We start from the raw sequence: 16,025 nt of genomic DNA, 5'->3' as shown, positions 1-16,025 counted from the left end.
GTACTGACGAGCTGAAAATTCTATTTCAGTAGAATAAGTTTGAAAAAGAAAGAGGACGAGTCATATGCTAAAAGGGAAAAAGATACTTCTATGTGTAACAGGAGGCATTGCAGTTTTTAAGGCAGCTGCGTTAACGAGTAAATTGACACAGGCGGGTGCTACTGTAAAAGTAATGATGAGTGAATCGGCAATGAAGTTTGTTACACCTCTTACATTTCAAGCGCTTTCTCGCCACGATGTATATACGGATACGTTTGATGAAAAAGACTCAGCGGTTATCGCTCACATTGATTTAGCGGATTGGGCAGATGTTGTACTTGTGGCACCTGCTACAGCGAATTGCATTGGGAAGTTAGCGAATGGTATTGCGGATGATATGATAACGACTACGTTGTTGGCTACTACAGCTCCAGTTTGGATTGCGCCTGCTATGAATGTGCATATGTATGAAAATAAAATTGTTCAAAAAAATATGATGACGTTAAAAGCGTTAGGATATACATTTATTGAGCCTGGCGAAGGTTTTTTAGCATGTGGTTATGTAGCTAAGGGAAGACTGGAAGAACCTGAGGTAATTATTGGAAGGTTAGAAGAGGTTTTCTCAGAACAAAAACCATTGCAAGGAAAGCGAATATTAATAACGGCTGGCCCGACACGTGAAAAGATTGACCCAGTCCGTTTTATGACGAATTTTTCTTCTGGAAAGATGGGGTATGCGATTGCAGAAGTTGCAGCAAGCTTAGGTGCTGATGTCATACTTGTGTCAGGACCGACAGCATTAAATCCGCCATTACATGTAACAACAATACAAGTAGAATCTGCACAAGATATGTTAGAGGCGGTTCTTCAAAATTATCAGAATGTAGATGTTGTTATCAAGACAGCGGCAGTTGCAGATTATCGCCCAAAATATGTTCACGATAATAAAATGAAAAAGCAAAATGGCGATGCTGTTATTGAATTGGAAAGAACAGTAGATATTTTAAGAACATTAGGTGAGAAAAAAGAGCGACAGTTACTTATCGGATTTGCAGCTGAAACGACGAATATAGAGGAATATGCGACGAGAAAATTACGTGAGAAAAATGCAAATATGATTGTTGCGAACGATGTGAAGGCGCAAGGAGCTGGCTTTGGTACAGATACGAATATTGTAACAATGTATAGAAAAGATGGAGAGATTATTGAGTTACCACTTTTAACGAAGAAAGAAGTGGCTCGTGAAATATTAAAGCAAATCGAAATGATGTTAGAAGATGATTGTGTATGAAGTTTGCAAGTGTAATTGTTGATGTACCAGCACGTCAAACAGATCGTCCGTTTGATTATATCATCCCTAAAAAATGGGAAGATATCGTGCAAACAGGAATGCGTGTAGTAGTTCCATTCGGTCCAAGAAAATTGCAAGGTTTTATTATTGGCATAAAAGACTCGGCTGAGGTAGAAAGTAAAAAATTAAAGGCACTCCATGAAATATTAGATGTTACTCCGGTTTTAAATGAGGAATTATTAGGGCTTGGATATTGGCTTACAAGTGAAACGTTATGTTATATGATTTCAGCTTTTCAAGTGATGCTTCCGACAGCGATAAAAGCGACGTATAAAAAACGGTTACAACTTCGTAAACAAGAAGAAGTAACGCCAGAAATCCTTAGTTTATTCCATGGGAAGGAAACGATAGATTGGGAAGCTGTCGAGATGCAACCGCATCTATATCGCACTATTCAACAAGAAATTAAAAATGGAACGATTGAAGTTGTTTATCAGGTAAAGGATAAAGTGCAAAAAAAGAAACAAAGAGTAGTACAGCCGGAGTTACCAGAAGATAAATTAGAATTAGCGGCATTTGAACTGAAAAGTAAAAAACAACAAGATGTACTCTATTATTTTGTGGAAAATTATAAAAGTGTACCGTTGAAAGTGATAACAGAAGAGTTGCAAATAACAGATGCTCCAATAAAAGCACTTGTTAAAAAGGGGCTAATCTCAGAAAAGTATGTGGAAGTATATCGGAATCCATATGACGATGATGATTTTGAACAAACGAAACCATTTCCGCTTACTGAGGAACAAAAGCAAGTTATTACACCGATCTTATCATCAATTGCAAATGAAACTTATAATCCATTTTTACTATATGGTGTTACAGGAAGTGGGAAGACAGAAGTATATTTACAATCTATAGCAGCGGTGTTGAAAAAGGGAAAAGAAGCTATTGTACTTGTTCCGGAAATCGCGTTAACGCCTCAGATGGTAGATCGTTTCAAAGGTAGGTTCGGTTCGCAAGTTGCGGTTCTTCATAGTGCGCTTTCAGTTGGTGAAAAATATGATGAATGGCGAAAGATTTTAAGGAAAGAAGTAAAAGTTGTAGTTGGTGCACGTTCAGCTATTTTTGCTCCTTTTGAAAATTTAGGAATTATCATTATAGATGAAGAGCATGAATCGAGTTATAAGCAAGAAGATAATCCGAGATATCATGCAAGAGATGTAGCGGTGTGGAGAGGGCAATATCATAAGTGCCCGATCGTTCTTGGAAGTGCAACCCCAACACTTGAATCATTTGCTAGAGCAAAAAAGGGTGTCTATGAGCTGCTGACGATGGAGAAACGTATGAATGAACAAGCTTTGCCGACCGTAGAAATTGTAGATATGCGTGAAGAACTTCGTGATGGAAATCGTTCAATGTTTTCAAAGGCACTACATGAGAAAATAGCAGATCGATTAGAAAAGAAAGAACAGATGGTTCTCTTTTTAAATAGAAGGGGGCATTCTACGTTTGTGATGTGCCGTGATTGTGGATATGTCGTACAATGTCCGCATTGTGATATTTCGTTGACATACCACAAAATGAATCATCGTTTAAAATGTCATTATTGTAGCCATGAGGAAAATATGCCAACAGAATGTCCGGCTTGTAATAGTACATATATTCGTTTCTTTGGTACTGGTACACAAAAGGTAGAAGAAGAAATCACAAAACTATTTCCACAGGCGCGAGTCATTCGAATGGACGTAGATACAACAAGCCGTAAAGGAATGCATGAAAAATTATTAAAGGCATTTGGAGAAGAGAAAGCAGATATATTACTGGGAACACAAATGATTGCAAAAGGACTTGATTTTCCGAAAGTGACGCTTGTAGGTGTATTAACGGCAGATACGATGCTTCACCTACCTGATTTTCGAGCGAGTGAAAAGACCTATCAGCTATTGACGCAAGTGAGTGGACGTGCTGGAAGGCATGAATTGCCAGGGGAAGTTGTAATTCAAACGTATACACCGGAACATTACAGTGTAGAATTAGCAAAGAATCAGCAATATGATGTGTTTTTTGAACATGAAATGCAAATGAGACGAACCAGACAATATCCGCCGTATTATTACGTCGTGCTTGTAACCGTATCTCATCCAGAATTATTAAAGGCAGTCCAAGTGACGGAAAAAATTGTCGGTCATTTACGAACGCATTGCTCGCAGCAAACAATGGTGTTAGGCCCAGTTGCTTCAGCGATTCCAAGGATAAAAGATAGATATCGTTACCAATGCATGATAAAATACAAACGGGAACCAAACTTAAAGAACGTGCTCAAAATGGTAAATGAACATTATCAAGCAGAAATGCAAAAAGAGCTACAAATCTCAATTGATTTTAATCCAACAATGTTAATGTAGCGGAGGGAAATATGGCAGTTTTAGAAATTGTAAAGCATCCAAATGAAGTATTAGAAACACCATGTGAAAGAGTAATTAACTTTGATAAAAAGTTAGTGAAATTGTTAAAAGATATGCATGAAACAATGTTAATTGCAGACGGCGTTGGTTTAGCTGCGCCACAAGTAGGTGTGAGCTTACAAGTTGCTGTTGTTGATATCGATGATGATACGGGTAAAATAGAATTAATAAATCCGGTTATTTTAGAAAAACGTGGTGAACAAGTAGGTCCCGAAGGCTGCTTAAGCTTTCCGGGACTTTATGGTGAAGTGGAGCGTGCAGATTACATTAAAGTGCGTGCGCAAAATCGTCGTGGGAAAATATTCTTATTAGAAGCAAAAGACTTCTTAGCACGTGCGATTCAGCATGAAATCGATCATTTACATGGTGTTTTATTTACATCTAAAGTGACGAGATATTATGAAGAAAACGAATTAGAATAGGTGTTAAAAGGAGCGGTTTTTGAATGATAAAAGTAGTATTTATGGGAACACCGGACTTTTCTGTACCGGTGCTTCGTCGTCTTATCGAGGATGGATATGACGTAGTGGGTGTTGTAACACAACCTGATCGTCCAGTAGGTAGAAAAAAGGTTTTAACGCCTACTCCAGTTAAAGTTGAAGCGGAGAAACATGGTATTCCGGTGCTACAGCCACTGAAAATTCGTGAAAAAGACGAATATGAAAAAGTATTAGCACTAGAGGCGGACTTAATTGTAACAGCTGCGTTCGGTCAGATTGTACCAAACGAAATTTTAGAAGCACCAAAGTACGGATGTATTAATGTCCATGCATCATTACTTCCAGAGCTTCGCGGTGGTGCGCCGATCCATTATGCGATCATGGAAGGAAAAGAGAAAACAGGCATTACAATTATGTATATGGTAGAAAAATTAGATGCTGGTGATATCTTAACACAAGTAGAAGTGGAAATTGACGAGCGTGAAACGACGGGCTCGTTATTCGATAAGTTAAGTGAAGCCGGTGCACATCTTCTATCTAAAACAGTACCTTTATTAATTCAAGGTAAGCTAGAACCAATTAGACAAAATGAAGATGAAGTAACGTTCGCATATAATATAAAACGTGAGCAAGAGAAAATTGATTGGACAAAAACAGGTGAAGAAGTATACAATCACATTCGCGGATTGAATCCATGGCCAGTTGCTTATACAACTTTAGCAGGACAAGTTGTAAAAGTATGGTGGGGAGAGAAAGTTTCTATGGCAGAGAAAGCTGAACCAGGTACAATAGTAGCTCATGAAGAAGATGGATTTGTTGTTGCAACAGGTAATGAGACAGGTGTTAAAATTACTGAATTACAACCGTCTGGTAAAAAGCGCATGAGTTGTTCACAGTTTTTACGTGGAACAAAGCCTGAAATTGGTACGAAGTTAGGAGAAAATGCATGAGACAAAATGTTCGTGAGTTAGCTCTTGATGGTTTAATTCAAGTAGAAAAAAGTGGCGCATATAGCAACTTACTTTTAAATAACCTGATTGAAAAAAGTGCAATTGATAGAAAAGATATAGGCCTATTAACTGAAATTGTATATGGAACAATTCAACGTCGTGACACATTAGACTACTATTTACAACCATTTTTAAGAAAGAAGGTTGAGGCTTGGGTAAGAGTGTTGCTTCGCCTATCTTTATATCAAATGCTATATTTAGACCGAGTTCCAGAAAGAGCGGCTATTCATGAAGCTGTTGAGATTGCGAAACGTCGTGGGCATAAAGGGATTTCAGGCATGGTGAACGGAGTATTACGTTCAATTCAGCGAGAAGGTGTACCATCGTTAGAAGAAATCAAGGATCCGGTAGAACGTCTTGCGATTACAACGAGTCATCCAGCTTGGCTTGTACAAGACTGGGTATCTGAATACGGTTTAGAGACAGCAGGGAAAATGTGTGAAGTAAATATGTTACCACCTGTACCGACAGCGCGTGTGAATGTTGATAAAGTTACGGTGGAAGAAGCGATTGGGCTATTAGCAAACGAGGGTATAGAAGCGAAACGTGGCGATTTGTCAGATGATGCAATTCAAATTGAAAGAGGGAATGTAGCGCATACAGAAGCGTTTAAAAAAGGATTTCTCTCTATTCAAGATGAAAGCTCTATGCTGGTGGCACGTGCTTTAGAACCAAATGAGGGCGATGCAGTCCTTGATAGTTGTGCTGCCCCAGGCGGGAAAACAACGCATATTGCAGAGCGATTAAAGGGAACTGGTAAGGTAATGTCCCTTGATTTACATGCACATAAAGTGAGTTTAATTAGACAACAAGCAGATCGACTTGGTCTAGAAAATGTAGAAACAAAGGCATTAGATGCTAGAAAAGTTCAAGAGCATTTTGAAAATGAAACCTTTGATAAAATATTAGTAGATGCGCCATGTTCAGGATTCGGTGTTATAAGACGTAAACCTGATATTAAGTTAGGGAAAGATAAGGGCGATAGTGAACGATTATCAACGATTCAATTTGCGATATTAGAAAAAATAGCACCATTATTAAAACAAGGTGGTCGCCTTGTTTATAGTACGTGTACAATTGAAAAAATAGAAAATGAACAAGTAATAGAACGGTTTTTACAAGAGCATCCTGAATTTGAGTGGGATACTACGATAAAAGAACGTATGCCAGAAAAATTAAGTAAGTACATTGATGAAGGTCAAGTACAAATTTTACCGCATTATTTTGCAACAGATGGCTTTTATATTGCTTGTTTAAGAAAGAAGGTGTAGCATCATGGAAACAACTGTAAAAAAACAAAAGAAAAATCTAGAAACAAAGAAACCGTCAATTTACTCTTTACAACTTCATGAAATGCAAGATTGGTTAAAGGAACAAGGGGAACCTAAATTCCGTGCAGGGCAAATTTTTGATTGGTTATATAAAAAACGTGTAAAAAATTATGAGGATATGTCAAACCTTTCTAAAGGATTGCGCGATAAATTGTCGAATTCCTTTGATATTACTACTTTAAATACATTAGTAAAACAAACGTCTTCGGATGGAACAATTAAATTCTTATTCCAGTTATACGATGGATACTCTATTGAAACGGTATTAATGCGACATGAATATGGAAATTCGATTTGTGTAACAACACAGGTTGGTTGCCGAATTGGCTGTACGTTCTGTGCTTCTACACTTGGTGGGCTAAAACGAAACCTAGAAGCTGGAGAAATTGTAGCGCAAGTAGTGGAAGTTCAGCGTGCGCTTGATGAAACAGAAGAGCGTGTAAGTTCTCTTGTTGTTATGGGAATTGGAGAGCCGTTTGATAATTACGACAACTTAATGTCATTCTTACGCATTGTAAACCATGAAAAAGGAATTCATATTGGTGCAAGGCATATGACAGTTTCAACAAGTGGAATTGTTCCGAAAATTTATAAGTTCGCTGAAGAAGATATGCAAATCAATTTTGCGATTTCATTGCATTCTGCAAATACAGAGTTACGTTCAAAATTAATGCCGATTAACCGTGCGTATAAGCTACCAGATTTAATGGAAGCTGTTAAATACTATGTAAATAGAACAGGGCGTCGTATTACATTTGAATATGGCTTATTTGGAGGAGAAAATGACCAAGTTGAGCAAGCTGAAGAACTTGCTGCGCTCTTAAAAGGTGTAAAATGTCATGTAAACTTAATTCCGGTAAACTACGTGCCAGAACGTGATTATGTACGTACGCCACGAGAGCAAATTTTCTTATTTGAAAAAACGCTAAAAGATCGTGGAGTGAATGTAACAATTCGCCGTGAACAAGGTCATGATATTGATGCAGCCTGCGGTCAGTTGCGTGCAAAGGAGCGCAAAGAAGAGACGAGGTGACGAGATGAAAGCCGTGTTTCTATCGGATAAAGGGAAAGTTCGTCAACATAATGAAGATAGTGCAGGAGTTTTTCACAATTTAGATGGAAATATTTTAGCGGTAGTAGCAGATGGAATGGGAGGTCATCGAGCTGGCGATGTAGCTAGCTCGATGGCTATTCAATTATTCCATGATTATTGGAAGCAAACGCATAATATGAATGAGCCTAAAAAGGTAGAAAAGTGGTTACATACTAACGTTGGAATTATTAATGAGCGTATATATGCTTACTCTAAGCAGCATGTAGAATGTAATGGCATGGGAACAACGGTTATCGTAGCGATTTGTACACCTAGTTTTGTAACAATAGGTCATATAGGAGATAGTCGTTGTTATATGGTATCAGAGGGAGAAATATCGCTTATAACGGAAGATCACTCACTTGTAAATGAACTTGTTAGGCACGGTGAAATTTCAAAAGAAGATGCAGAATATCACCCGAAAAAGAATGTTCTATTAAGAGCGTTAGGAACAGAAGAGACAGTCGGATTAGATGTTAAAACATTAGTTCTCGAAGAAGATGATCAATTGCTTCTTTGCTCTGATGGATTGTCTAACAAAGTCCCTATGGCTGATATGCAACAAATTTTACAATTGAATGAACAGCTCGAGGCGAAGGGAGAGCATTTCATTCAATTAGCAAATGATCGTGGTGGAGAAGATAATATCACTCTCGTTATTATTGATTATGCGGATTCGGCAAACGAAAGTAGGTGAAGTGCAACGTGCTGATTGGAAAACGCTTAAATGACCGTTATAAGCTGCTGAAAATGATTGGCGGTGGAGGAATGGCCAATGTATATTTAGCTCATGATGAAATACTTGGCCGAGATGTAGCGGTAAAAATATTAAGACTCGACTATTCAAATAATGAAGAGTTTATTAAACGTTTCCATCGAGAAGCGCAATCTGTTACAACGTTGTCGCATCCAAATATTGTGAATATGTATGATGTTGGGGAAGAGGATGGTATATATTATCTTGTAATGGAATATGTACCTGGACGAACATTGAAGCAATACATAATTGATCGAGGGATGTTACCGATAGGAGAAGCTCTTGATATAATGGAGCAGTTAACGTCCGCCATGGCACACGCCCATCATTTTGAGATTGTGCATCGTGATATAAAACCGCACAATATTTTGATTCGAGATGATGGAGTGATAAAAGTCACAGACTTTGGAATTGCGACAGCTACAAGTGCAACAACAATTACGCATACAAATTCGGTGCTCGGTTCTGTACATTATTTATCACCAGAACAAGCACGTGGTGGTATAGCGAATAAACAATCAGATATTTATTCACTTGGGATTGTTATGTTTGAATTGTTAACAGGAAGACAACCGTTTTCGGGTGAATCTGCTGTTGCAATTGCTTTAAAACATTTACAAAATGAAATACCATCTCCAAAAAGATGGAATGAAAATATTCCACAAAGTGTTGAAAATATTATATTAAAGGCAACTGCGAAAGATCCGTTCCATCGATATCAATCTGCTAACGCGATGAAACGGGATATTGAAACAGCGCTATATCCTGAAAGAATAAATGAACAACCATTTTACATACCAGAAGATATGGAAGCAACGAAAGCGATTCCAATTATTCAACAAGAACAATTATTCCAAAATGTGAGTGATGAAACAATTGTGCTAAAAGGAAGTAAAGTGGATGAACAAGTAAGAAAAGAAGAGACCGAATCAGGTAAGAAGAAAAAGCGCAGTAACAAATGGCTGAAGGTTTTAATTACAACATTTTTACTTTTAGCGATAGGGATAACATTAGCACTTACTGTTATTCCAGGCTTCTTTATTCCGAAAGATGTGAAGGTTCCTGATGTGGCTGGTATGAAGTATACGACAGCTGTAAATACATTAGTTGAAAAAGGCTTTGAAGTTACAGAACCTAACATTGTATATACAGATAATGTTGAAGCTGGAAAAGTGATAAAAACAGATCCAATAGCAGGAAGAGTAGTGAAAGAAAGCTCTAAAATTACTATCTATCAATCAGGTGGAAAAAAGAAAAGTAAAATGAGTGACTTCACAGGAAAAGATTTCGAGAGTATAAGAGCTGAGCTAGAAGAAAAATATAAACAGGTTACCGTTAATTTTATTGAAAATGATAAGCCGAAAGGTGAAATCGTAGAGCAAATACCAACGCCTGATCAAATGGTTATAGAGGCAGAACAAGACCTGAAGATTTGGGTAAGTAAAGGACCTTATCAAATTAGGCCAGGTGATTTTTCAGGATGGGCTGAAAACAGTGTAAAAGGTTACTTAAATGAAAGAAAGCTTGTTTCTGATATAAAAAGGGAGTATTCAGATACTGTTGAAAAGGGACTTGTTATTTCTCAATTCCCAAAACCTGGGACTCCTTTGAAAGAAGGAGATAAAGTAACAATTGTTATCTCTGATGGTCCGAAGCCCAAAGTGACGAAAACAGTAAAAGTGGATAATATTTCTATTCCATATGAAGCTTCTGCAACAGGTGAGAAAAAACCGCAAACAATAGAAATTTATAAAGAAGATATGCAGCAAAAAATGGATAGACCAGTTGAAACGAGAACGATTACTGAGTCAGCGACTATTTCTTTGGAATTTGTAATTCAAGAAGGTTCAAAGGGACATTATAAAATTGTTCGAGATGGAGTAACGATTATAGAAAAAGAAGTCCCATATCCAGCTCAATAATAATGGATTCCATTCTTGTTTCATAGGGGATGGAATTTGTCCTGCTATCTGTTGGTAGTAAGACTCTCGCCTCAAAATTCGGCTGTAAAGCAGAGAAGATAGGCAGGAATTGACTGCCCGTAAAAGCCCGATTGGTGAGGGCTTTTACTAATCAGAAGGGATCGATAAAACCCCAATGATTAAAGTTTCACTTTATTACTCTTGCCTGTTATCTGTCTATATAATGGATGGTGTAGCAGGCAAAAATATATGATTCAAAAGCTATAAAGGTGATACTATTGTGAATAATATTTTGAATGTGATGGTAGTTTAAATATATTAACTGGGTATATATTTAGTTAGTTTTAAATAATTGTTTAAAGAACTCTAGTCAATTCATTATTAATTACAGTTTCACTTTATACAAAATAAAGGAGAATTATATGCCAGAAGGAAAAATTGTAAAAGCTCTAAGTGGATTTTATTATGTGCAGCATGAAGAAGGAATTACACAGTGTCGCGGGCGTGGTGTATTTAGAAAGAATAAAATTACGCCACTTGTAGGAGACCAAGTCGTTTTTCAAGCAGATAATCCGAGTGAAGGATATGTGTTAGAAGTATTTGATCGAAAAAACGAACTTGTTAGACCTCCTATTGCTAATGTTGATCAAGCGATTCTCGTTTTCTCTGCAGTAGAACCAGATTTTAATCCCGGACTGTTAGATCGATTTTTAGTACAGATTGAATATCATAATATTAAGCCGATTATTTGTATTAGTAAGATGGATTTAGTGGATGGAAAAATGAAGGAAACTGTTGAAGCTTTTGCAAATGATTATCGTGAAATAGGTTATGATGTATTATTTACTTCTATAAATACATCGGAAAGTATCGATATTTTGAAACCATTCTTAGAAGGCTGTGTTTCTGTCGTTGCAGGACAATCTGGTGTTGGAAAATCTTCAATGTTAAACGTTTTACGTCCAGATTTAGAATTGAAAACAAATGATATTTCTTCACATTTAGGGCGCGGGAAACATACGACAAGACACGTGGAATTAATTACAGTGGGGAGCGGGCTTGTTGCGGATACACCTGGTTTTAGTTCGCTTGATTTCATAGATATAGAGGTAGAAGATCTTACATATTGTTTTCCAGAGTTGAAAGAAGCGAGCCAATACTGTAAATTTAGAGGGTGTACACATCTTTCTGAGCCGAAATGCGCGGTGAAAGCTGCGGTTGAAGAAGGAAAGATAACTGAATATCGTTATAAGAATTACAAACAATTCGTAGAAGAAATTAGAGAGAGAAAGCCGAGGTATTAGTCATGATTAAAATTGCACCATCGATTTTATCAGCAGATTTTTCAAAATTAGGGGAAGAAATTAAAGATGTAGAAAAAGGTGGAGCTGATTATATTCACGTCGATGTAATGGATGGACATTTCGTACCAAATATTACGATTGGACCATTAATTGTAGAAGCTATCCGTCCGATTACATCATTACCATTAGATGTACATTTGATGATTGAAAATCCTGATAACTATATCCCGACTTTCGCAAAAGCGGGTGCAGATATTATTACTGTTCATGTAGAGGCGTGTCCTCATCTACATCGTACAATTCAGTTAATTAAATCTCATGGCATTAAAGCAGGGGTTGTATTAAATCCGCATACGCCAGTATCGGTAATTGAACATGTATTAGAAGATATAGATATGGTATTACTAATGACAGTAAATCCTGGATTTGGTGGACAGAAGTTTATTCATTCTGTATTACCGAAGATTAAAGAAGTTGCAGAAATGGTTAAAGAGCGAAATCTAGAAGTAGAAATTGAAGTTGATGGTGGTGTAAACGCTGAAACGGCAAGACTTTGTGTTGAAGCAGGAGCGAATGTTCTTGTAGCAGGATCAGCAGTATACAATCAAAAAGACCGCGGTGAAGCAATTCGTATAATTCGTGGATAAAGAATGGATGGCCTTTATTCTAGTGAAGCATCTAGTCAATTAAGACTTCACTATTTTATACAGGATAGAGCGAAAAATAAGGAGAAAGGCAATCTACCGAATGGCAGATTGCCTTTTTACAATAGAAGGGGAAGAAAAAATGATTGTTCATATTTTGGCAGGAGGACCTGTAGAATACTGCGCAGATTTTTCTCGATATGAAAATGAAGAAGTAGTGTGGGCGGCGGTTGATAGGGGAGTGTACCGTTTGTTAAAAAGTGGAATCACTCCGGCCATTGCGTTTGGGGATTACGATTCAGTTACTGAGGATGAGCTAGCATGGATGAGGCAGCAAACAAATGAGTTACATATTGTTCCGCGAGAAAAAGATCAAACAGATTTAGAAATTGCAATTAGCTGGGCTTTAGAACAAAAACCGAAATTAATTCGTATGTTTGGCGCGACTGGTGGAAGACTTGATCATGGTTTGGCAAATATACAAATGCTTTTAAAAGGTTTAGCGGCAGAGATAGAAATGTGTATTGTAGACAATAAAAATGAAATAACAGTAAAAAAAGTTGGTACACATATAATTGAAGAAAATGAAAATTTTCCTTATGTATCTTTTGTACCGGTTACTGAAACAGTTAAAGGTATTACATTACGTGGATTTAAGTACTCTCTTACTAACAAAACAATAGAGTGGGGATCGACACTTTGTATTAGTAATGAACTCATTGTGGAAAAAGGTACTTTTTCATTTACTTCGGGCATATTAATGATGATAAGAAGCACTGATTGAAGAAACAATTTTGCTCCTTGCATCATATAGTAAACAAGTGGAGTAATGGGGATTAGGAGGGAAACCATGAGATTTTATACAATTAAGTTACCTAAATTTCTTGGTGGAATTGTACGTGCGATGTTAAATACCTTCAAAAAAGACTAAAAAAAGCACCTATTACCGGTGCTTTTTCCATTGGTATAATAAAAAAAGAGCCTAGCGGCTCTTTTTTTTATTATTAAACACGTTCGATTTTGCCAGATTTTAATGCTCTAGCAGAAACGTAAACACGTTGAACTTTTCCGTCGATGCGTACGCGAACTTTTTGAAGGTTAGCGCCCCATTTACGTTTTGTAGCGTTCATTGCGTGAGAACGAGAGTTACCAGAACGAGCTTTTCTTCCAGTGATAGCACAAACACGAGCCATTTATATTTCCCTCCCTTGATACCTTACCATACGTAATTTTTCAATGTTAGTCTTTTTTGCGATGCTAAAAACACTACTATAATTTAACACAACTAAAAAGAGAATGCAACACCGTAGAAAAAAGAAATCAAGAAAAATTACTTGACACCATATATCAATGAAGAAAAGCTGAAATCAAGAAAAATTGCTTGACATATTATAGTGGTACATGTTGTATAATAACAATGGACTATTTTGCTCATCATAGAAAAGTGTAGTATAAAACATAAAATATGAGAGTGAAAAGAAAGAACGATGGAATTTTCTTTAAAAAGATTATATGATAGTAACTAAAGTAGTCTAGCTCACTTTCACCATTTATGAAGGGGGAAACGAGATGTCAATTGAAATTAAAACGAAGTACGGTCAAATTGATATTAGTACAGATGTAATTGCAACGATTGCTGGAGGTGCCGCAGTAGATTGCTACGGTATCGTAGGTATGGCATCAAAAAATCAGTTAAAAGATGGATTAACAGACATTTTACGAAAAGAAAATTTCACTAGAGGTGTTATTGTTCGTAAAGATGAAGATGAAGTACATATTGATATGTATATTATTGTGAGCTATGGTACGAAAATTTCAGAAGTAGCACATAACGTGCAGACTAAAGTGAAATATACATTAGATCAAACTGTAGGACTAGCAGTAGATTCTGTAAACATCTACGTACAAGGAGTTAAAGTAATAAACTTGTAATGTGCATTAAGGAGGAAAATCTGTGTCAATTCAAAAAATTGATGGAAAACGTTTATCACAAATGATCATTCAAGGAGCAAATAATTTAACAAATAATGTTCAGCTTGTTGATGCATTAAACGTATTTCCAGTTCCAGATGGCGATACCGGTACAAACATGAACTTATCAATGACTTCAGGCGCACGTGAAGTGAAAGAAAATCCTTCACTGCATGCTGGTAAAGTCGGCGTAAGTTTAGCCAAAGGATTATTAATGGGAGCTCGTGGTAACTCTGGGGTTATTTTATCTCAGTTATTCCGTGGTTTTTCTAAATCCATTGAACAAAAAGAAGAATTAACAACAGTTGATTTTGCTGCAGCTTTAGAAGCTGGAGTAGAGGCAGCTTATAAAGCGGTTATGAAACCAATTGAAGGAACGATTTTAACGGTTGCAAGAGAAACGGGTAAATATGCAGTGACAGTTGCGAAAAAACAGCGCGACTTTGTTTTGTTTATGGAAGACGTTGTAAAAGAAGCGAATGCATCGTTAAATCGTACGCCAGATTTATTACCTGTATTAAAACAAGTTGGCGTTGTAGATAGCGGTGGTAAAGGTCTTGTCGTTGTATATGAAGGATTTTTAGCTGACTTAAAAGGAGAAACGATTTCTTCTAATGTGCAGACGCAACCATCTATGAATGACATGGTACGCGCAGAACATCACCGTAGTGTACAAAGCCAATTGAGTACAGAAGATATTAAGTATGGATATTGTACGGAATTCATGGTGAAATTAGAGCCTGAAAAAATGAAGGAACATAATTTCTCTGAACAAAAATTCCGTGAAGATATTAGTGTGTACGGAGATTCGCTACTTGTTGTATCAGATGATGAGGTTGTTAAGGTTCATATTCATGCGGAACACCCTGGAGATCCTATGAACTATGGACAGCGCTACGGTAGTCTAATTAAGATTAAAGTAGAAAATATGCGTGAACAGCATACGGCTTTATTAGATGAACCTACTATGGTGCCTGAACAAACGAATCAACCAAAAGAGAAGCAACCGTATGGTATTGTGACTGTAGCTATGGGATCTGGTATTAAAACTTTATTTGAGAGCATTGGCGCAACGAAAGTTATCGAAGGTGGCCAAACGATGAATCCGAGTACGGAGGATATCGTGAAGGCGATTGAAGAGGCGAATGCTGAAAAGATCATTATTTTACCGAATAACGGAAATATCGTAATGGCAGCAGAACAAGCAGCTTCAGTAGTAGATCAAGAAGTTATTGTTGTTCGTTCGAAAACAGTTCCTCAAGGTATGGCTGCAATGTTAGCATTTAATCCAGTTGGAACGTTAGAAGAGAATAAAGAAAACATGAACGAAGCTTTATCTCATGTGAAAACAGGTCAAATTACGTATGCTGTTCGTGATACGGAAATTGACGGTGTGGCAATTCAAAAAGATGATTTCATGTGTATTGCAGATGGAAAAATCGTATCAACAAACGCTGAAAAAGTAGGAGCTGCGAAGCAATTACTGGAAGCACTAATTGATGAGGATTCTGAAATCGTAACGATTCTACAAGGTGAAGATGCAACAGACGAAGAAGTGGCTGAATTAGTTGCGTTTGTTGAAGAGAACTTTGAAGATGCAGAAGTAGAAGTACATGCAGGGAACCAACCGGTGTACTCTTTCATCTTCTCTGTAGAATAAGAAAAGATTCGTTTTAAAAATAAATGGATTACTTACTTGCTAATGGATGAAAAGTAGTGATATGAAATTTATTACTAGTTTTTATTCAAAGGGCTAGCATATTGATGATAGAAAAGAGCCTTGCTGCTAATAGTGAGGCTCTTTTCTTACGTGTTGTATAT

15 protein-coding genes are annotated in these 16,025 nt (G+C 37.0%); 14 read left to right on the top strand and 1 reads right to left on the bottom strand.

Annotation, left to right across the window (positions count from 1 at the left end; translation table 11 throughout):
* Positions 1-64 precede the first annotated feature (64 nt).
* The 12 genes from coaBC (at position 65) to spoVM (ending at position 13,164) form a co-directional block, all read left to right on the top strand.
* Positions 65-1,270 carry a bifunctional phosphopantothenoylcysteine decarboxylase/phosphopantothenate--cysteine ligase CoaBC gene (coaBC, locus tag BAU27_RS17115; RefSeq protein ID WP_071746810.1) on the top strand — a complete coding sequence of 402 codons (1,206 nt, stop codon included), beginning with the start codon at positions 65-67 and terminating at the stop codon, positions 1,268-1,270.
* The gene (gene priA / locus BAU27_RS17110) at positions 1,267-3,672 is read left to right on the top strand and encodes a primosomal protein N' (RefSeq protein WP_071746809.1); all 2,406 of its coding nucleotides are present in this window, start codon (positions 1,267-1,269) and stop codon (positions 3,670-3,672) included. Before coaBC ends, priA begins: the two co-directional genes overlap by 4 nt.
* A gap of 11 nt (positions 3,673-3,683) precedes the next feature.
* Positions 3,684-4,154: a peptide deformylase gene (def, locus tag BAU27_RS17105; protein WP_000279466.1), complete on the top strand. Its 471-nt coding sequence runs from the start codon at positions 3,684-3,686 to the stop codon at positions 4,152-4,154.
* Positions 4,155-4,177: 23 nt separating this feature from the next.
* Positions 4,178-5,122 carry a methionyl-tRNA formyltransferase gene (fmt, locus tag BAU27_RS17100; protein WP_071746808.1) on the top strand — a complete coding sequence of 315 codons (945 nt, stop codon included), beginning with the start codon at positions 4,178-4,180 and terminating at the stop codon, positions 5,120-5,122.
* Positions 5,119-6,453, top strand: a complete 1,335-nt coding sequence (gene rsmB, locus BAU27_RS17095; protein ID WP_071771509.1) for a 16S rRNA (cytosine(967)-C(5))-methyltransferase RsmB — start codon at positions 5,119-5,121, stop codon at positions 6,451-6,453. Before fmt ends, rsmB begins: the two co-directional genes overlap by 4 nt.
* Before the next feature lie 4 nt (positions 6,454-6,457).
* Positions 6,458-7,546: a dual-specificity RNA methyltransferase RlmN gene (gene rlmN / locus BAU27_RS17090; protein WP_000450535.1), complete on the top strand. Its 1,089-nt coding sequence runs from the start codon at positions 6,458-6,460 to the stop codon at positions 7,544-7,546.
* Positions 7,547-7,550: 4 nt separating this feature from the next.
* A complete protein-coding gene (locus tag BAU27_RS17085; protein WP_000648692.1) occupies positions 7,551-8,303 on the top strand; it encodes a Stp1/IreP family PP2C-type Ser/Thr phosphatase in 753 nt (250 codons plus the stop codon).
* A gap of 8 nt (positions 8,304-8,311) precedes the next feature.
* On the top strand, positions 8,312-10,285 hold the full coding sequence (pknB, locus tag BAU27_RS17080) for a Stk1 family PASTA domain-containing Ser/Thr kinase (RefSeq protein ID WP_071746806.1): 1,974 nt from the start codon (positions 8,312-8,314) through the stop codon (positions 10,283-10,285).
* Between the two features lie 422 nt (positions 10,286-10,707).
* Positions 10,708-11,589 (top strand): ribosome small subunit-dependent GTPase A, encoded by an 882-nt coding sequence (gene rsgA / locus BAU27_RS17075; RefSeq protein WP_071746805.1) that lies wholly within the window; start codon positions 10,708-10,710, stop codon positions 11,587-11,589.
* 2 nt (positions 11,590-11,591) lie between these two features.
* Positions 11,592-12,236, top strand: a complete 645-nt coding sequence (gene rpe / locus BAU27_RS17070) for a ribulose-phosphate 3-epimerase (RefSeq protein ID WP_000589964.1) — start codon at positions 11,592-11,594, stop codon at positions 12,234-12,236.
* A gap of 100 nt (positions 12,237-12,336) precedes the next feature.
* Positions 12,337-13,017, top strand: coding sequence for a thiamine diphosphokinase (locus tag BAU27_RS17065; protein ID WP_071771508.1), 681 nt, complete (start codon positions 12,337-12,339; stop codon positions 13,015-13,017).
* 66 nt (positions 13,018-13,083) lie between these two features.
* Positions 13,084-13,164: a stage V sporulation protein SpoVM gene (gene spoVM / locus BAU27_RS17060; RefSeq protein WP_001213599.1), complete on the top strand. Its 81-nt coding sequence runs from the start codon at positions 13,084-13,086 to the stop codon at positions 13,162-13,164.
* A gap of 73 nt (positions 13,165-13,237) precedes the next feature.
* Here the strand turns inward: spoVM and rpmB are convergent, their stop codons facing one another.
* Complete coding sequence (rpmB, locus tag BAU27_RS17055) at positions 13,238-13,426, bottom strand: 50S ribosomal protein L28 (protein WP_000124776.1); 189 nt, start codon at positions 13,424-13,426, stop codon at positions 13,238-13,240.
* A 376-nt stretch (positions 13,427-13,802) separates the two neighbouring features.
* On the opposite strand from rpmB, the gene BAU27_RS17050 reads away from it, so the two are divergent.
* Positions 13,803-14,165, top strand: coding sequence for an Asp23/Gls24 family envelope stress response protein (locus BAU27_RS17050; RefSeq protein WP_000021109.1), 363 nt, complete (start codon positions 13,803-13,805; stop codon positions 14,163-14,165).
* Between the two features lie 22 nt (positions 14,166-14,187).
* A complete protein-coding gene (locus tag BAU27_RS17045) occupies positions 14,188-15,864 on the top strand; it encodes a DAK2 domain-containing protein (protein WP_071746803.1) in 1,677 nt (558 codons plus the stop codon).
* The last annotated feature ends 161 nt before the right edge of the window (positions 15,865-16,025 follow it).

The organism is Bacillus sp. NH11B (genome assembly GCF_001884205.1).
Classification (GTDB): domain Bacteria; phylum Bacillota; class Bacilli; order Bacillales; family Bacillaceae_G; genus Bacillus_A; species Bacillus_A proteolyticus.
This window is presented reverse-complemented; position numbering and strand designations above follow the sequence as displayed.